This window comes from Pseudogracilibacillus sp. SO30301A (assembly GCF_037072025.1).
Taxonomy (GTDB): Bacteria; Bacillota; Bacilli; order Bacillales; family Amphibacillaceae; genus Pseudogracilibacillus.
Map to the genome: position 1 here is coordinate 13,935 of NZ_JAXHDD010000029.1, position 19,200 is coordinate 33,134.

A 19,200-nucleotide genomic window follows, 5' to 3' on the forward strand; every position below is an offset into this window, starting at 1 on the left:
TTTTTATTTGATTACAACTTTGTTAAAACATAATTAAACGATTGGGTGTTATCATGAATCAACAAAAATATACAATTAAAGATAAGGATTTTTGGAAAATAGTCTGCAGTTTAGGTGCAGCATCATTTTTTATTTTTGCAACAATGTATTGTATGCAACCAATTCTACCAATATTTACAAAAGACTTTGACATCTCAATTTCTTATGCTAGTTTATCCATGTCACTTTCAACCGTAGGACTTATTATTGGCTTAATTGTTATCGGATTTTTATCAGATCGTAAAGGGCGCACACTATTTATCCACCTTTCGATTATCAGTACTACAATATTATTATTCATCATACCACTAATGGAGTCTTTTACATTAATTGTATTTTTCCGCTTTATTCAAGGCTTTACATTAGCCGGGGTGTCCGGTGCTGCACTTGCTTATATGGTGGAGGAGATTGACCGAAAGCATTTCGGATTTGCTACGACTTTATACATTGCCAGTAATAGTGCAGGTGGCATGATGGGTCGTTTTATAACTGGTTTTGTTGCCGAGTCATTTTCATGGCAAACAGCATTATATATACTCGGTGTGTTTGGAGTTATTATATTTTTATTTGGTTTTTTTACATTACCAAAATCAAAATATTTCACCGAATCTACAAGACTGTTTATGGAAGATATTGCTGGACTTCTTTATCATTTTAAAAATCCTTCCCTGTTATTAATGTTTGGACTAGGAATTGTATTGCAGACGTCTTTTACTGGTATGTGGACTTTTTTACCGTTTCATTTGTTAGAGGCTCCGTACAATTTAACATTACAACAAATTTCTTATTTTTATTTTGCATATAGCTTAGGCGTTGTCGGAGCACCAATTGCAGGCTGGTTAGTAGGAAGGTTCAGTTTAAGTACAATGCGAGTGGCTGGAGTAATCATTTTATCTGCCGGAATGTTTATCGTGCTAGGAACCTCACTTTTAGCTATTATTCTAGGACTTGGTATTATTTGTCTTGGTTTTTTTGTTTCCCATTCGCTCACAACGGCAACTGTTTCACAAGAAGCAACCCATCATAAAGGAAGTGCATCCAGCCTTTATCTTGTCGCTTATTATATTGGGGTATCAGCGGGTACGACATTACTTGTACCGATTTGGGAAACATTTGCTTGGCAAGGAATCGTATTATTTGCAGCCATTTTACCAGTCGTTTATGTGGCAATCGTAAAAATTTTGCAAACAAAATTAAAAAGAAGAGCGGAGTCATCTGTTTAAACTCCACTCTTCTTATTTATAGAAATGATTCAGGAATTACCGTTAAATCAATACCCCATACGAGTGGGATAAAATAATAAATCGTTAACGTTACTAAAAAGATTCCGATTACATTCAAAGCAAATCCTGCCTTCATCATATCTGGAATCCGTAAATAACCTGATCCAAACACAACTGCGTTTGGCGGTGTAGCAACTGGTAACATAAATGCACATGAAGCAGCAACCCCGGCAGCAATCATTAGAGCATAAGGGTGGAATCCTAACGCCACTGCTAGAGATCCCATAATTGGATACATCATAGAAGCTGTCGCTGTATTCGATGTTACTTCCGTCAATGCCAAAACAAGTGCCGCAACAATAAAGATAACTACAATTAAGTTAACTCCTTGTAATCCTGACAACTGAGTACCAAACCATTCAGATAGTCCAGTAGCAACGAATCCAGCTGCTATAGCTAGTCCACCACCGAACAGTAATAAAATTCCCCAAGGTAGCTTTACCGCTGTATTCCAGTCTAATAGTCGATCACCAGGTTTACTAGGGGCGGGAATAACAAATAGTACAATTGCAAAAGCCATTGCAATAAGCCCATCACTTAACCCACCAATAAACTTATCTAGTAAAAATGTTCGTGTTATCCATGAAAAAGCTGCTAAACAAAATATTATCAGAACTAACTTTTCCTCTGTCGAAGCTATACCTAATTTTTCTCGCTCTTTATCAAAAACATTACGACCTCCAGGTAATGTTTTTATTTTCAATGGAAACGCCATCTTCACTAAATAATACCAAGCGAGAAAAATGAAAACCCATGCAAAAGGAACACCAAAAAGCATCCATTTAGCAAAAGATATTTCAATACCATACATTTTATTTACTGCACCAGCTAGCAATGTGTTTGGCGGAGTTCCGATTAAAGTAGCAATTCCACCAAGTGAAGCAGAATATGCAATTCCAAGCATTAACGCCTTACCAAAGGCAAAATTCTCTTTTGACGTATCAATATCTGTATCTTTTAACGCCTCAGCTACTTGGTAAGTAATTGCTAGTCCCATCGGAACCATCATCATTGCCGTTGCTGTATTTGAAATCCACATAGACAAAAATCCTGTTGCAACCATAAATCCTAAAACAATTCGATCGGTATTTGTTCCAATAATAGAAATAATTGTGAGTGCAATCCGACGGTGTAAATTCCATTTTTCCATTGCAAGTGCTATCATAAATCCACCCATAAATAAAAAGACCGTCTCATCTCCATAAGCTGCCGCCGTTTCATTAATCTCAAGCCCTTGTGTAAGTGGAAATAACACAATTGGTAAGAGAGAAGTTACTGGTATCGGTAACGCTTCTGTTATCCACCATGTTGCAATCCAAATTGTACTTGCTAAAACTGCAACCCCTTCTTTCGACAAGTCTGCCGGCTGAAAAAATAAGAGAATAATAATAAATAATAATGGTCCTAAAAATAAACCGATTAATTGCGATTTCGAATAACTTGATGGTGGTTCTATTTGATTTCCATCATTATTATTGCTTGTTTCTTGACTTCCTTGCTTTGATGAACCCATCTGTGATGCATTCGGTTTGACGAAAAACATGATTCTGTCTTTTATATCGTAATGCATCGCCCATAACCGATTCCATGATGCCGAAAACATAATATCCCTCCTAAAAGTTTTAAAACATAAAACACCGATTTAGTATATCACATTCATAATTGAGGTGTCATATATGAAAAAGTTATCAATTAAGATAAGCATTTCTAATTAAATTTATTATTTTCCAATAATAAATTTACTCAACTTCAATCATTTAACTAATCGTCATTATGATTAGTCTACACATACGGTCTTTCTACTTGTGAGGTATTATGGTTATAAAAAGCACAATTTTTGAATATTACTTTTTGTGGTAATGGTTATTATAAATTGGATATTTGATCCGGAATTTCGTTGGCAATATATATTATTTGGCACTGTACTTCTTTTGTTTATTTTCGATTTCAATGGCAAGATGCAAATAGGAACGAAGAAAAAATAAAAAATCTTATTTTTTGAATTGTGTTTTCTGCTCTATTTAACCAACTTTATTGTAGCAGGCAATCCAATGTTCACCGATAGGTATATACAATATCTGGTCGCAAAGAACAGTATCAGTGGAAAAAGTAGTTTTAGAGCTGATGAACGAATAAAAGATCCACCTAATGTAAGAATTTTATCCTAAGCATGACAGAACATATTTCTGTGAATAATTCAGATAACTATTAGTAAAGTATCAGCGATCTATTAAATATATTTGCAAAACATATTATATCTTACTTATTAATATCCATATCGTTCATTTTCCATTTTCCATCTTCTTTAATAAATTCAAAGTCGATCACAAAACTTGATTCATTTTCGTAATCAATGGCACCGAATCCAACGATGACTGAGTCTGCGTTCTCCTCATGTGTATAACGAAGTTCCAATTCACCTAAATCATCATCTGTAAGAAATTCTTGTTCATGTGGGTAAGTGACATTTTCGAAAATGAATATAGTATTTTTTTTATCAAGCTTTGTTCCCTTTGAGATGACTGACTGAAGAAAATCGTAGTCATTATCATTTTGCGCATCAAATATATCATAAGCTAAATCAACGATCTCTTGATGCTTGTCTTTTTCATTTTCATCAGTAGATTCTATTGCAGTATCTTGTTCTTCCTCTTCTTCCGCTGACATTTCCCCTCCATCTTCTGTCTGTTCAGATTTTTCTTCGGCATTTTCCTCTTTTTCTTCTTCCTCCTGAGCCGCCCCGTCTACTGCCTCTTCTGTTTCTATATCGTCTGCTTGTTCATTTTCGCTTGACTCCTGAGGAGAGTTACAAGCTGCTAATACTAAAATAAATAATGTGAATAATGTAAATTTCTTCACTGTTAATACCTCCCATGCTACTATAGAATATCATAGTTTTGCTGAATACATACAACGATACAGATGAAAATATTCGAAGTTTTAACAGTAGACTAAATGACAATTAAGTGTCCAAATAAAGAAATCAAAGTTATACTTATAATCCCTACAGAAACAGCAGCAATAAAGCCGATATAAAATGGTTTAATGCCAATCCCACGGAACATGTTAAAATTAGTTGATAAACCTACCCCGGCCATTGCCATTCCAAGTAGATAAGTTGTGCCAAATGAACTGAGTTTTATATAGATTGCGTTCCATAATAAATGCGTAAAAATTCCAAATGCAGCTCCCATATTTTCTAATGTAACGTCACCTATTGTACGCAATAATGAAAAAAATATAAATCCTATGACAAACAATGGAATGAACGTATACCATTTTGGGAGCTCGTTCCTTACGTTAGCCTCTTCCTTACTCGAATTTTTAAAATATAAATACGATACTAAAGGAATGATCGCGATTATAAATAGATTTCTAGTTAACTTTGTAACTGTAGCTACATCGACTACTTTATTCACATTGTACATCTGATCATAAATAAGCGCTGCTCCTGTAACTTGTGCTGTATCATGAATAGCGGTACCAAGGAACATCCCAGCTTTAATTGGATCATCTGCAAAAAGGAAATTTGCCACAAACGGATAAAGCACCATGCCTGTTAACCCAAAAATTGTAATATTAGCAACAGCATAAGATATTTCATCTTCTTTTGCTTCAATAACGGGCGAAGTAGCCATTATTGCTGTAACTCCACAAATCCCCGTACCACAGGCAATTAATGTTCCAAGACGAGTAGACTGTTGCATTTTATTAGTTAAATATAACGTCAATAGCAGTCCTGACGCAATACAAGCAACGATTAATGGGATCCCTAATGCACCAAGTTTTACTGCTTCAACTAAACTTAAGCGCAGTCCCAATAAAATGATCCCTGCTCTAAGTGCATATTTTACAGAAAAAGATACCCCTTTTTTAAATCTATTATGTAAACCTATCGTATTTCGAATAATGATGCCAATAATAATCGCAACAAAAATTCCGGAAACAGGTGTTTTACTTTCTGAAGACAATAACCCAATTTTTTTCATTAAAAAGCCGATAAATTCTGCTCCATATATTCCTAGAAACATGACTGCTAAACAGATAATTAATCCCGGGATTATCTGTTTAAATGCATTTTCCTCTTTTCCCATCAATTTCCCCTCTTTACCATCAATGTATTCATATAGTGCGTGTTCAAAAAGGAGGATAAAAAGGACCAAGAAGTTCGAGGCGGCGCAGCTCCCGGCAGCGGAATGTATGCTTTTAAATACATGAGCAAAGATCTGGCACGCAGAAAAAGTGCTTTCCTTTTTCAAGGAGCGGAAAAGCAAGCATTCGTGCGAAATTCGCAGTGTCATTTTTACCGAACTTTTTGAACATCCTCATATAGTAACATACAGTGATTTGAGGGAAAATTTATTTGATGAATAGATAAGCTAATCGAGCTTAGAACTAGTTTTGATTATCATTAACTAATACAGTAGTTATTCTATACTAACTCTTTTAGTACCACCGGTAATAATTTATTAAAATCACTTGCAACCATACTCCCTTCTCCATAATTTTCAGCCCATTTTTCTGCACATAGTCCGTGAATATAAACTGCATTTATAACAGCATCTTTTATCGATTTATGTGTGTTCAGCATACTTACGATCATTCCAGTTAGTACATCTCCGCTGCCACCTTTTGCTAGTCCACTATTTCCCGTTGGGTTTATAAAAATTTCTCCATCCGGAAATGCAATAACTGTATAGTTCCCTTTTAAGACGAGAATTACGTTATGCTTCTTCGCAAACTTAATTGCAACCTCTAGTCTATTTGCTTGGATTTCTTTTACAGAATATCCTGTTAAGCGACTAAACTCTCCCGGATGCGGCGTAAAAATAAGAGGACTTTTTGCAACCCAATGATCCTCTCGCTTTAAAAGTGCACCCGCGTCAACAACGAGAGGTGCTTCAACTTCCACTAAATGATCAAGTGCTTTTCGAACCAGTTCTTCATCATTAATTCCAGGTCCGATGCCGACCGCTGTAATTTTCCCGGGAAACTCTCCTCTTGCTACTCTTTCCAATCCGTTAAATAAATAAGTCGCTTCGGGAACAACCGTTGCAATAACAGAGGCAGCAAATTTCGTTGTTCCAATCAATAATTTTCCTGTGCCACATCGAATAGCGCCTATTGCTGCCAAAAGCGCACTTCCGGGCATTTCATCACTACCTGCAAGGAGTAAGCTAGTTCCAAATGTGCCTTTATGAGCATCGGGATCTCTTTTTGGCATGGTCTCGACTACTCTCTTTCTTGAAGTGATATGTACGTTACTGTTTTGCTTAAGCCCAATCGAAACTGCATCCAATTTCCCGTAATATGTACTTGAAGGTAGTAAAAATGCGGAGGGCTTGACTCCGTGCAAAGCAAATGTATAATCCGCTAAAAAAGCAATATCGTCTGTCTCTCCATCATCTGACTGTACACCAGTTGGTACATCTACTGAAATTCGTAATGCTGCTTTAGAATTACTCCAACTAATAACTTCCCGGACATTTTCCCGAAGTGGCAAAGTCGTTCCAATCCCAAGGATGGCATCAATAATAACATCAAATTGTTCGTTGCGATTCCAAGAATCAATTTTAAATTTTTGTTCTTTAAAATAATGTAGATGTTCTTTAGCGGATTCTGTTTTCGGCATACCGAGTGGAAATGTTAAAGTGACATTAAACCCTTCTTGTAATAAATAACGAGCAATAACGATACCATCTCCTCCGTTATTGCCTTTACCACATAAAATAATCATGCGGTCATCTGTTTTAATTAATGGCTTTATTTTTTCAGCAAGACCGCGACCAGCATTTTCCATGAGAGTAAATAAGCTAAAACCTTGTCGCTCTGCATTTTGGTCTATTTCCTTAATAGTTTTCGCGTGATAAATTTGCACTGTATTTCACCTCACACAACAACAATCCATGTAAATCCAATATAGTAATTTTACGTTGTCCTTTTTGTTTAATAAATCCTTCTGCTTCAAAATCTGTTAGCCGTCTACTTAATGTTTCGGTGTGGTCTAAAAAGGATGCCAAGTCTTTTTTACTCATTGGAAGCTCCACCGTGATTCCATCATTTCCACTATCAATAAGTTCAGCAAAGAATAGCGCTAATCTCATCTCCACTTTTTCCGTTGATAAAACAACAACAGCTGGTGTATAAGTACTCGCAAACTTATTCAAAAACTTTTCCCTTTTCGATTTTGATTCTTGTGCTTCTTCTACTAGTTCAATAATTTTAGCAAATGTCGTATCATCACCGACTTTTTGTGCGATCATTTCCATATACCCATTATCTACAATTGTACCACTAAATACCGAATCATTAACCTCTTTTTGCGCCGGTATCGATTCTCCCGTAACTACTGCTTCGTTAATGAATGCTTTCCCTATGACGATCTTACCGTCAACAGGAATTATCCCACCTGGATGAATGATGACTCTATCCCCTTTTACAACCTCTTCTACAGGGATAGTTTCCTGGATGCCATCTCGTAAAACAACCGCTTCTTCAGGTGCCATTTCAGTAAGCTCTCTTAAGGATGAACGAGTTTTTCCTAGCGTCCGACCTTCTAAAAGCTAATATTCTGCGGAGCCAAAATGATTCAAGGTAATGTAATTTGTCGGAAAATACTTTAAACATGCTTCAAACTGTCTATGAGTAATGTATTAATTTACGTTAAACTTCTGTAAAAAATGAATAGTAAGACCCTTTTATTTTACTATAAATTAATATATTATAAGTTTATTAACATTATAATGTTATGTTCTTCAGGAAAAGGAGGAGGGTGGAAAAAGATTTTTAGACAGCTCCAAAATATTCACAAAATAAATTATTAAATATGGGAGGATGGTTTTCTTGGAATTACGTTCATTAAGAGTAAATCCGTTATACCTACTATTAGGTGGATTAATTTTATTAACGCTTTCTTTTGGTTTTAGTATTAAAGCTTCTGCACATGGGTATGTAGATAGTCCAAAGAGTAGAGCTGTTTTATGTAAAGAAGGGGTTAACTCTGATTGTGGAGCAGTTATTTATGAACCACATAGTATTGAAGGACCTGGGAATTTCCCCGAAGCTGGAGTACCAGATGGACAAATTGCAAGCGGGGGCGGAGTTTTTCCAAAATTGGATGAACAAGGAGAAAACCGCTGGGCAAAAGTTCCAATGTCAAGTGGAGCTCAAACTTTCAGTTGGACATTAACAGCTCCACATGCTACAGCAAATTGGGATTATTATATTACTAAAGAAAATTGGGATCCTAACTCACCATTAAAACGTTCTGACTTAGAATTATTCTGTAGCATTGACGATGGTGGAAAACGTCCTGATTTCAATGTTACTCACGATTGTGTTGTCCCTGAGCGTACAGGATATCATGTTATTCTAGCATATTGGGAAGTCGCTGATACAGCAAATGCTTTCTATCAAGTAATTGATGCAAACTTTGATGGTGATTTCGTTCCACCAGAGGATCCGGGAGAACCAGGTGAACCAGGAGATGATGCATCAGCTTGGAATCCTAATGAAGTATATGTAGGTGGAGATGAAGTAACATACAATGGTAAAACCTATCGAGCACAATGGTGGACACAAGGAGATGTTCCAGGTGAATCTAGTGTTTGGTTGCTCGTAAATGGTGGAGATGACGGAAATGATGAAAATCCGGAAGCACCAGAGTGGAGTGCCAATACAGTTTATTTAAATGGTGATGTCGTATCATATGGTGGAAAGCTTTATAAAGCCTTATGGTGGACTCAAGGTGAAACACCGGGTGAATCTAGCGTTTGGCAATTACAATAAACAAATCAATTCATTAAGATAAGAAGTTTTTAAATATTAAAAAAAGCCCACTATAAGTGCGTGTTCAAAATGAGGATGAAGGATCGAGCAGTTCGAGGCGACGTAGCTCCCGTCAACGGAACGTATGCAGTTAAATACGTGAGTAGCGGAAAAGCAAGCCAACGAAGAAATGCGATGTGTCATTTTCACCGGACTTTTTGAACATCCTCTATAAGATAAATAGTTTACTTGAAAGTTAAAAATAGCCTTCTTCGTTTACACGTAGGAGGCTATTACTTTAGGTCTCTTAAATGTTAAAAAAATTTTTTAATTATTCCTTTTTGTCCTGTCTCATTCTTTGCATATAAAATATACCAACACCAATCAAAATTACAATGGTACCTACGACTAATTTGTTGAACATATTTGATGCTGTTGAAGGCAGCTTACCCTCTGCTTTAGAGCCTTCATTTATGTCTTCTATATCTCCTTTGTCAACACCAGTTCCTGAGCCGTTATCCTTGTTATCATCTTTGTTATCTTCTGCGTTTCCTGTATCGTTGTCTTCGTTGCTATCTTCAATATTTTCATCTTCACCGGTATCGTTGTCTTCGTTGCCATCTTCAATATTTTCATCTTCACCGGTATCGTCGTCTTCGTTGCCATCTTCAATATTTTCATCTTCACCAGTATCGTTGTCTTCGTCGCCATCTTCAATTTTTTCATCTTCACCGGTATCGTTGTCTTCGTTGCCTTCTTCAATTTTTTCATCTTCACCGGTATCGCTGTCTTCGTTGCCATCTTCAATATTTTCATCTTCACCGGTATCGTTGTCTTCGTTGCCATCTTCAATATTTTCATCTTCAACGGTATCATTGTCTTCGTTGCCATCCTCAACCTTTTCATCTTCAACGGTATCGTTGTCTTCGTTGCCTTCTTCAATATTTTCATCTTCATCGGTATCGTCGTCTTCGTTGCCTTCTTCAATATTTTCATCTTCACCGGTATCGTTGTCTTCGTTGCCTTCTTCAATATTTTCTTCTTCACCGGTATCATTGTTTTCGTTGCCATCTTCAATATTTTCATCTTCACCGGTATCGTTGTTTTCGTTACCATCTTCAATATTTTCATCTTCACCGGTATCATTGTCTTCGTTACCATCTTCAATATTTTCATCTTCACCGGTATCGTCGTCTTCGTCGCCATCTTCAATATTTTCATCATTATTAGGGTTTTCTGGGTCCTCTATCGGAGCCTCTGGTTCATCAATTGGGACTTCACTAGAAATTCCTAGATTGCTAGATGCTGTTTTTAGTAGATTAAAATCCTTATCATCTTGATTTAATTCCCAAATCATTCCGCCAGCGAGTCCCTTTTCTTTAATATAACTCGTCTTATATCCTATTGATTCTACGTTGTCAAATGTGATAAATTCACCATTTTCATCATTGTATAAGTAAGGAACTTTGGCAATATTATTCCAATAATATTTATAATCATTTTTATTAATCAATTCTGCTCTTATATAGTCATAACTATAAACTCCCGGCTCTAAATCACCTCCTCCATTACCATCACACAGTTGATATCCACCATTGATAGTAGTCATTTCACCATTATTTTCTTCATTACAATTACCCCATGATCTTCCATAAAAAGGCAAACCCATTACTAATTTATTTTTAGGTACTCCAGCTTGTAAGTGCCCTTCAATAGCTTGATCAATGTGATATGGATGAACTCCAGCATCCATAGCTCGTCCATCTTCATATAAAGGGGCATTATGTGCACTCATTGGCGCCCATGTTCCATTAAAGTCATATGTCATAATATTGATAAAATCAACAATTTCAGAGATTTTATCTAGTTCGTTATTTTCCGTGTAGGTGAAACTAACACTTGAAGCAATTGTTAATAAATATTCCTTTCCATCTTCCACTTCTGCCTCGTTAAGTGCATTTCGTATTTCTTGTAGCAATAATGTATGGTTTTGTTTGTCACTTGGGTCACGATGATTATTCCACATACCTCCCTCGACCGGGTATTCCCAATCGAGATCGACGCCATCCATATCAAATTCCCGTATATACTCTACTGCAGATTGGGCAAAGATTTTACGAGTTTCTTCTGTTCTAGCTGCAAGAGAAATATTATAAGACCATGACCAACCACCGATTGAGACAAGTGTTTTCAAATTAGGGTTGATTTCTTTTAATTCTCGTAATTTTTGAAGTGCTTTAAAATCTCCATCTGGTTCACCTAAAACAACACTACCGTTTGGAATTTCTGTCTCATTTCCCTGTAAATCAGTACATGGCCATGTACTACTTTCCCCTTCTGGTGCCCAAACTTCTGGATTTCCATGTTCTCCGTCCCAACAAACATCAGCAAAAGCAAAATTAATATGAGTCAATTTATTTGGATCAAGATTTGCTGGAGGTGCCCATGATGTATAATACCCAACTAATTTGTACTCACTGTTTGCTGCATCAATCGTTTGTTTTTGACCTTGAAAAATAATTGATAGAGGTATAACTAATAAAAAACTCAATAAAGTAGCCGACCACCTTTTACTCTCAAACATTGTAAGCGCTCGCAATATAATCCTCCTTAAAAATAATTTTCACCTTACAATTCTATTAATTTATAACTACAACCTTTATGATTAGTTACAATAATATAAGATTATAAGATTATAATGTATAATAGTATAAAAAAATTAATCCGTCAATAATACTTTCTAACTATTCCGCTAACTTTTTTTGATGCGCTTCTATACTATATGAGCTACTAAGCTGGCGAAAAAAGAGCCTATCATCTCTAAGTTTAGAAAAATAAGCTCCATCTTATCTTAAATGATTAATGAAGTGATTGGAAAAGGTACTCATTTAAGATACTTTTGTTTTAATAACCGGATAACCTAATAACTTTTGCAACTTCATCTACTTTAACAACAGAATCGTCAAATTCTGTTGTTACTTTTCCTGAGTTAAACAATACTTTTACCAGCTTAACTCCTTCTGTTTTTCCTAATGCTGTTTCAATTTTTTTTAATACATGATGGGCAACTTAATGGTTCTAATTGGTAGATTGCCTTTGTCATGTTTAATGCTCCTTATTTGTTCTATCTTTATCTTAAACGATTCCGCCAATCTAAGAATTGATGTAAATTAAGTTTCGATTAAAAGATTACGAAAAAATGAAGATTGTTATATAATCAATGAAATGGGAGGATAAATATGGAAGTATTAATTGCCTTACTTATTTTCATTTTTACACTTATTTTAGTAATCGTGCAACCGAGAGGGTTGTCTATCGGTTGGTCTGCTTCTATCGGTGCAATGGTTGCAATTATATTTGGAGTTGTCTCGTTTCAAGACGTGATTGCTGTAACGGAAATCGTTTGGAATGCTACTCTTACATTCGTTGCGTTAGTCATCATTTCATTAGTTCTTGATGAATTAGGTTTTTTCGAATGGGCAGCATTACATATGGCAAAGCTTGCTAATGGGAATGGGTTGAAAATGTTTATCTTCATCATTATTTTAGGTGCGCTTGTCTCTGCACTTTTTGCTAATGATGGAGCAGTGTTAATTATTACGCCAATCGTACTTGCGATGATTCGTTCTCTTAATTTTACTGATAAAATGTTATTACCTTTTGTTATGGCATCCGGATTTATTGCGGATACAGCCTCACTACCATTTATCATCAGTAACCTGACCAATATCGTATCCGCAGACTTTTTTGGACTCGGTTTTGTCGAATATGCGATTGCCATGATTGTGCCAAATTTATTTAGTATTCTTGCTAGTTTACTAGTTTTATATTTATATTTCAGAAAAACAATTCCTAAAGACTTTGATAAGAATTTAGTAAAGCGACCAATCGATGCGATTAAAAGTATTGCTTTTTTTAAAATTACTTGGTACATGATCGCTATCCTAATTATTGGCTATATTTTAAGTGAAGTGTTTCAGATTCCTTTATCGTTCATCACAGGAGCGGCTGCAATTTTTCTATTAATCAGCGGAAAACATTTTCAAGTAACAAATGTACATCAAGTAGTTAAAAATGCGCCCTGGTCGGTTATTTTCTTCTCTATTGGTATGTACGTAATCGTATATGGACTGAAAAATGTAGGGATGACATCTATCCTTTCAACAATAATAGTTTTTTTGATCGATAAAGGACTATTTATAGCAACAGTGGGAACTGGGTTTCTTGCAGCTTTCTTATCTTCTATCATGAATAATTTACCTACAGTGATGATTAACTCTATTGCAATTGGAGACATCTCCATAGATAAAATGACGGAACAAATGCTAGTGTATGCCAATATTATTGGAACAAACTTAGGTCCAAAAATAACACCGATCGGCTCACTTGCAACATTGCTTTGGCTCCACGTCTTAAACAAAGACGGTATCCATATTTCTTGGGGATATTATTTCAAGGTTGGTTTTATCTTAACAATTCCGACATTATTTATTACATTAATTAGTTTATACATTTGGGGACTAATCGTGTTGTGAATCTCTATATAATAAAAGCCTAGCTACTTACACTAGGCTTTTTGTCAGTTTATTTTTATCAATTTTTCCTACATCCGTTTTAGGTAATTCATCTAGTATGAAAAATTGTTTAGGAATTTTATAACCGCCAAGAAACTCTTTGCAGTATCCCTTCATTTTTGCCACATCAAATTTTTCTTCATCATAAACAGTTAAAAACGCGATTACTTTTTCACCCCATTTTTCATTTGGAATGCCAATTACGGCCGCTTCCTTAATTAATGTATGATTTAGTAAACATTGTTCTACTTCTTAGGGAAATAATTGAGTTCCACTTTTTCTATTTGTCACAGTTTGGACAAAACATCTGTAAAATTTATATCATTTTACTGTAGATATAAAGTAATTTTGATACGATAGAAAGTAAGATTATTTTAAGAAGTGAGGAGAAAGTATGCAGCCGAAACAAACTGTTAAGGAAAAAAATTATACACCAATGATTATTTCATTAACTATCTTAATCAATCTTATTATTGTATTTTTATTTTTTTTACCTAAACAAGATCGCGATATCCCGTTTGATTTAACACTATTACCAAGATTAAACGCCATTTTTAATTCTTTTACATTTATTTTCTTATTAGCGGCATTATTTTTTATTTTACGGAAAAATATCAAAATGCATCGTAATTTTATTTTTGCGGCTTTTACAACGACAACTTTATTTCTTGTCACCTATTTAACCTATCATTACTTAGCACCTAGTACATCATATGGTGGAGAAGGTTTATTGAAAAATATTTATTACTTTATTTTGATTACACATATTTCCTTAGCGCCGATCGTTGTACTTCTTGCACTGTTCTCCCTCGTTTGGGGATTATCCGGAAATGTGGCTAAACATCGAAAAATTTCTCGCTGGACAATGCCAATTTGGCTATATGTTAGTTTATCAGGAGTACTCGTTTATTTGTTAATATCTCCTTACTATTAAAAGTGGATGAGACAAAAAGTATATAGTCATGGTAAAATCAGAACTCTTATTAGTTTGTTTTGATTTCTCTTTTGATCTTTTGACTACATACTTTTTTAAAATTTTACATAATTCTGTGGAACATAACGACTTGCTTTTTGACCGTTCTTTGGGAAACATTGATTTAACGGTCACATAGACATTGTCTATATGACCATTCTCTGTGAATTTTGGATACAATGGACACATGTACTCCTGGATTTGTGACCGTTCACCATGTTTCCCCATTAAAGGGCATAAGCAGCTTAGCAAGATTCATAGTGATCAGCTATTTTTTAAAGTCTTGAATGCGTTAATAAAATATTCTGGTGACGTTTTTAACGTATAAGAATATACACCATGATTCGTATGGATGAATAAAAATCCACTTTCCTCTCCTATTTTTCGATGAGAAAGATCTATAACTTCTTCTAGGGGAAATTCCCGAAAAGCTGTAGTAATTTTTTCTTCAAACAAACATATCATTCGCTGATCTTCCCACTCTATTTTTTTAACACTTTTTACTTCTCGAATCACCTTTATATACGGCAGTTTCGCAATAATTGTCATAATAACACCAATCTAAAAAGTATTTAGTTCATTGTAACCTTGATGATTAAAAATTCAAGTAGAAATAAAATACAGCACTCAGGGAGAGAATGCTGTACTCAATAAGGATTCTATTTGTTTGTTCACATCACGATTTCTTCTGGTGGATCGATCATCTCACGGTTTCTGAACATGAAAATTTGAATTGGGATAGTGAAACCGAATGTAATAATTCCGATAACTAAATGTATAACAGCTTTTTCCGAGTATCTTTTTGCAAGGAAATAGAATGCATAATAAAACATCGCCATCGGAACAAAAGAAACAAACGGTACGAAAAAGCTCAAGATTATAGAAAGTACAAAAGCTATTCCATACCATAACGTGTATTTCCCTCTAACTGAAGGGTGAACATCGTTTTCTACCAAGAGAGTCATTAAAAATACATTAATAATTGGAATCCATGCTAACCAGGCAATATCTCCCTTTCCTTCACGTTTAGCAATTTTAAATAATCCAATTGCTTGAAAGAAAAATAGAATGATAGCAACGATAAATAAGAATACAAAAAATGCAAGAAATGCTGCAATTAATCCCATAAGTACGTTTTCTTCCATTTTTACACCTCCTTTATAAGCTAATATAAACAATAAACACTTAGGCTTTCCAATAATATCATGTTTACAATAATAACTCTATTCATTCATTATTTGTCAACATTTTAACGTTGCCACCTAACCATATGAAGCTCTTTACCTATTTATGTTTCTTTGCTAGTTTTGTTACAAATATTAACTCATCATTTTACTGCATGAAACAAATAATGCTTGTTTCCACTATATTATGTTCCCTCTCCCACAGATTCATTGACCAATGGTTTTGTATTCTTTCTAAACATAAAAATTTGAATGGGAATTGAACAACCAATTGAGACAAGAGCCAGTGCAGTATGAAATAGCGGATTATCTGAATATAACTCTGCAATAAAATATAGAGCATAACAGAGTACTGCAATTGGAATGAAGAAAACAAATGGGAGAAAATATCCAAAGAATACAGATACAGCTATCGCAATACCATATAATAACGTTACTTTCCCTCTCAGACCTTCATGAACATGTTTTTCCACTAAGTACGTGAGTAAAAATTGGCTGACAATTGGAATCCAAGCTAGCCAAGCAATATCTCCTCTTCCTTCTTTTTTCGCTATATTAAAAAGTCCGATTGCCTGCAATATAAAAAGAACAATACCGGCAATAATAAAGAGTCCAGCAAATGCCATCATTCCCAAAAAGAATCCTGCAAAAAAGAGATCCTCCAAACTAGTCTCCTCCCTTCTTTTAATATATTTTCATCGTTTATTGTTTCATATTTCATAAAAGCACACAACGTAAAAACGACCTAAGCATTTATAACTAGTTTCATTCTTCATCAAACATTTTAGTTTTAATTATTCTATTTCAGATTGATAATATATATAGTGCGTGTTTAAAAAGGAAAAAGGATCAAGAAGTTCGAGGCGGCGCAGCTCCCGTCAACGAAATGTATGCTTTTAAATACATGAGCAAAGATCTGGCATGCAGAAAAAGTGCTTTCCTTTTTCAAGGAGCGGAAAAGCAAGCATTCGTGCGAAATTCGTAGTGTCATTTTTACCGGACTTTTTGAACATCCTCATATAGAAACAGAATGGTTGGAGGTAAATTGGAATGAAGCCATTGGATAAATCATATTATCAAGCTCCATGTTTAGAACTTGCTCAACAATTATTAGGGTGTTTTCTTGTACATGAGATTTCTGATCAAAAACTAGTCGGCCGAATTGTTGAAACGGAAGCTTATCGAGGCTCAGAGGATCGAGCTGCACATAGTTATCGTAATCGAAGAACGAAACGAACAGAAGTTATGTTTCAGGAAGCGGGACTTGTTTATACATATCAAATGCATTCACATACTTTACTAAATATTGTAGCAGGACAAATTGGAACGCCTCATGCTGTACTAATTCGAGCGATTGAACCAGCTGGAGGCATTGAACAAATGAAACGTAATCGAGGTGAAACGATTAAAGAAATAGACTTGACGAATGGACCAGGTAAACTAACAAAAGCGCTTGGAATTACAATGAACCATTACGGTCACGATATATCAAAAAAACCTCTTTATATTGTGAAGGGGACTCCTATCGGCGATATCGCCACCTCACCACGAGTCGGTGTAAGAAATACAGGCGAAGCTGCTAATTATCCGTGGCGTTTCTTTGAAAAAAATAATCCCTATGTATCAAAATTTCGGTAAAATGTTTAATTTTTTTCAATTAAAGTATTAGATAAAGTAAGTATTCTAAAAGGAGAGACATATTGATGGCTAAAATAGCAATTAATGACGGATATGTTTGAGGGATTCCGAGTACACAGAGCCAGCCAATGCATTCAGAGAAGATGGACATGAAGTCATTATCATCGAAAAAGAAAGCGGCAATAAGATTAAAAGTAAAAATGAAACCGATGTCGAAGCAACGAAAGTATTGATCATGTTCAATCGACGGAATTCGATGCATTATTTCTTCCAGGCGGGGTTTTCTCCAGATATATTACGAGCGCCGATGATCGGTTTACAAAAGCGTTTATGGACGCGGATAAGCCAGTATTTGCAATCTGCCATGGACCACAATTACCATTACAGCTAAAACATTAGAAGGTCGAGATGTAACTGGATATAAATCCATTAAAGTTGATTTAGAAAATGCTGGAGCAACCTATCACGATGAGGAAGTATTTGTCTGCCAGAACCAACTTGTCACAAGCCGAACCCCTGACGACCTACCAGCTTTTATAAGAGTATCATTGAAGCTGTTAAAAAATTTCATTAAGTTGGAAAAGTGCTGACCTAAACTTTGGGCAGCTTCTATTTTACTGCTTACTCAAGACTATTTTTTTTATTGTTGCACAAATCCCCTCTTGGACAAGATTATTTTTAAAATAATTTACTTGCTGTTGAATTAGTAGATTTTGGTGTAACATATGTAAAATCTGCTTTTCAACATGTTGGGAATGTTTCCAGTCTTTCAAATGGAAGATTAGCTTGTTCTTTTTTAAAAAACGTAAATTCATTTCTTCTTGGCCAGGTAAAGCTTCATACACAATAATCGGGATCTTCTTCCATAGACATTCCGTAACTGTAATTCCTCCTGGCTTCGTGATAACTGCGTCTGCCTTATCATATAATTTGTTCATTTCCTCTTTATCATTAATATAACGAAGAGCCTCTATATATGGATGATTCCTATTTTTTATGGATCGATAAAGTTTGATGTTTTTTCCACAAAGTACCTTGTACATAATCAAGCCTGATGGGGCTAATTGATCAAGAAATCGATCAATTGAGCCTGCCCCAGTATTTCCCCCACAAATTAAAACGGTATAGTTGGTTACTTTGGCTTTCTTATTCTCTTTCCTAAATACAGGATGAATCGGAATTCCAGTAACGATTGTTTGTAGAGGTTTTACTCCTTCTCCAATTAATTTCTCTCTCATACAAGGACTTGGAGCAAAATGATAATCAATATGCTCCCGTCCCCATAATTGATTGATGAAATAGTCTGTATACACGTTAATTACAATACCATTCCATACTTGAACACTTTTTAACTGTGCGACAAGATAAGACGGTAAGGAGTGAGTGCAAATAATAATGTCCGGCTTCATTTCCTTGATTAATTGCTTCATTTTTCTTAAAAATAACCATTCATATAAATAATACCGTTTCGTTGTTTTCTTTTCTTTTACAGATACTAAGTAGTAGAGAAAGCTGTAAAATTGTGGAAATTTCTGAATCCACTGGAGATAGATCAAAGAAATTAATTTTTCTATGTTTCCATAACCGTAAGAAAGAATGTCAACTTTCTCAAATTGACACGGTATGTTTAATGTTTCGATTTCTGCTCTAATTCCATCTGCAGCATGATGATGACCAGAAGGTATCGTTAAAAATGGTAAAAATAAAATTCGCAACATTCATCATCCTTCCGAACATAGTTT

Annotated in this window: 16 protein-coding genes and 2 pseudogenes; 6 read left to right on the forward strand and 12 right to left on the reverse strand. The window is 35.1% G+C overall.

Annotated features, from left to right (window positions below):
• The first annotated feature begins 53 nt into the window (after positions 1-53).
• Positions 54-1,262 carry an MFS transporter gene (locus SPD89_RS14020; protein ID WP_336262573.1) on the forward strand — a complete coding sequence of 403 codons (1,209 nt, stop codon included), beginning with the start codon at positions 54-56 and terminating at the stop codon, positions 1,260-1,262.
• A 16-nt stretch (positions 1,263-1,278) separates the two neighbouring features.
• On the opposite strand, the gene SPD89_RS14025 is transcribed toward SPD89_RS14020, so the two are convergent.
• The 5 genes from SPD89_RS14025 to SPD89_RS14045 form a co-directional block, all read right to left on the reverse strand.
• The gene (locus tag SPD89_RS14025) at positions 1,279-2,925 is read right to left on the reverse strand and encodes an SLC13 family permease (RefSeq protein ID WP_336262574.1); all 1,647 of its coding nucleotides are present in this window, start codon (positions 2,923-2,925) and stop codon (positions 1,279-1,281) included.
• A gap of 656 nt (positions 2,926-3,581) precedes the next feature.
• Positions 3,582-4,181 carry a lipoprotein gene (locus tag SPD89_RS14030; protein WP_336262575.1) on the reverse strand — a complete coding sequence of 200 codons (600 nt, stop codon included), beginning with the start codon at positions 4,179-4,181 and terminating at the stop codon, positions 3,582-3,584.
• A gap of 92 nt (positions 4,182-4,273) precedes the next feature.
• Positions 4,274-5,416, reverse strand: coding sequence for a YeiH family protein (locus SPD89_RS14035; protein WP_336262576.1), 1,143 nt, complete (start codon positions 5,414-5,416; stop codon positions 4,274-4,276).
• A gap of 338 nt (positions 5,417-5,754) precedes the next feature.
• The gene (locus tag SPD89_RS14040) at positions 5,755-7,200 is read right to left on the reverse strand and encodes an NAD(P)H-hydrate dehydratase (RefSeq protein ID WP_336262577.1); all 1,446 of its coding nucleotides are present in this window, start codon (positions 7,198-7,200) and stop codon (positions 5,755-5,757) included.
• Positions 7,172-7,828: a helix-turn-helix domain-containing protein gene (locus SPD89_RS14045; protein WP_336262578.1), complete on the reverse strand. Its 657-nt coding sequence runs from the start codon at positions 7,826-7,828 to the stop codon at positions 7,172-7,174. Before SPD89_RS14045 ends, SPD89_RS14040 begins: the two co-directional genes overlap by 29 nt.
• Before the next feature lie 337 nt (positions 7,829-8,165).
• On the opposite strand from SPD89_RS14045, the gene SPD89_RS14050 reads away from it, so the two are divergent.
• Positions 8,166-9,110, forward strand: a complete 945-nt coding sequence (locus SPD89_RS14050) for a lytic polysaccharide monooxygenase (RefSeq protein WP_442961167.1) — start codon at positions 8,166-8,168, stop codon at positions 9,108-9,110.
• 310 nt (positions 9,111-9,420) lie between these two features.
• Here the strand turns inward: SPD89_RS14050 and SPD89_RS14055 are convergent, their stop codons facing one another.
• Together SPD89_RS14055 and SPD89_RS14060 are read right to left on the reverse strand one after the other, a co-directional pair.
• A complete protein-coding gene (locus SPD89_RS14055; protein WP_336262580.1) occupies positions 9,421-11,688 on the reverse strand; it encodes a glycosyl hydrolase family 18 protein in 2,268 nt (755 codons plus the stop codon).
• A gap of 305 nt (positions 11,689-11,993) precedes the next feature.
• The gene (locus tag SPD89_RS14060; protein WP_336262581.1) at positions 11,994-12,086 is read right to left on the reverse strand and encodes a hypothetical protein; all 93 of its coding nucleotides are present in this window, start codon (positions 12,084-12,086) and stop codon (positions 11,994-11,996) included.
• Between the two features lie 242 nt (positions 12,087-12,328).
• On the opposite strand from SPD89_RS14060, the gene SPD89_RS14065 reads away from it, so the two are divergent.
• Complete coding sequence (locus SPD89_RS14065; protein ID WP_336262582.1) at positions 12,329-13,624, forward strand: arsenic transporter; 1,296 nt, start codon at positions 12,329-12,331, stop codon at positions 13,622-13,624.
• Positions 13,625-13,651: 27 nt separating this feature from the next.
• Here SPD89_RS14065 and SPD89_RS23105 read toward each other — a convergent pair.
• Positions 13,652-13,903, reverse strand: a pseudogene (locus SPD89_RS23105) (AMP-binding enzyme); the annotation flags it as partial.
• A gap of 154 nt (positions 13,904-14,057) precedes the next feature.
• Here SPD89_RS23105 and SPD89_RS14070 point away from each other — a divergent pair.
• Complete coding sequence (locus tag SPD89_RS14070; RefSeq protein ID WP_336262583.1) at positions 14,058-14,597, forward strand: DUF420 domain-containing protein; 540 nt, start codon at positions 14,058-14,060, stop codon at positions 14,595-14,597.
• A 303-nt stretch (positions 14,598-14,900) separates the two neighbouring features.
• Here SPD89_RS14070 and SPD89_RS14075 read toward each other — a convergent pair whose 3' ends face one another.
• From SPD89_RS14075 to SPD89_RS14085, 3 genes are all read right to left on the reverse strand, one after another.
• The gene (locus tag SPD89_RS14075; protein WP_336262584.1) at positions 14,901-15,185 is read right to left on the reverse strand and encodes a hypothetical protein; all 285 of its coding nucleotides are present in this window, start codon (positions 15,183-15,185) and stop codon (positions 14,901-14,903) included.
• Positions 15,186-15,307: 122 nt separating this feature from the next.
• Positions 15,308-15,781: a hypothetical protein gene (locus SPD89_RS14080; protein ID WP_336262585.1), complete on the reverse strand. Its 474-nt coding sequence runs from the start codon at positions 15,779-15,781 to the stop codon at positions 15,308-15,310.
• A gap of 224 nt (positions 15,782-16,005) precedes the next feature.
• Positions 16,006-16,485, reverse strand: coding sequence for a hypothetical protein (locus tag SPD89_RS14085; protein ID WP_336262586.1), 480 nt, complete (start codon positions 16,483-16,485; stop codon positions 16,006-16,008).
• Positions 16,486-16,870: 385 nt separating this feature from the next.
• On the opposite strand from SPD89_RS14085, the gene SPD89_RS14090 reads away from it, so the two are divergent.
• Both SPD89_RS14090 and SPD89_RS14095 read left to right on the forward strand, forming a co-directional pair.
• Positions 16,871-17,458: a DNA-3-methyladenine glycosylase gene (locus SPD89_RS14090; protein ID WP_336262587.1), complete on the forward strand. Its 588-nt coding sequence runs from the start codon at positions 16,871-16,873 to the stop codon at positions 17,456-17,458.
• A gap of 228 nt (positions 17,459-17,686) precedes the next feature.
• A pseudogene (locus tag SPD89_RS14095) lies at positions 17,687-18,048 on the forward strand (DJ-1/PfpI family protein).
• A 24-nt stretch (positions 18,049-18,072) separates the two neighbouring features.
• Here the strand turns inward: SPD89_RS14095 and SPD89_RS14100 are convergent.
• A complete protein-coding gene (locus SPD89_RS14100) occupies positions 18,073-19,173 on the reverse strand; it encodes an MGDG synthase family glycosyltransferase (RefSeq protein WP_336262588.1) in 1,101 nt (366 codons plus the stop codon).
• Positions 19,174-19,200 lie beyond the last annotated feature (27 nt).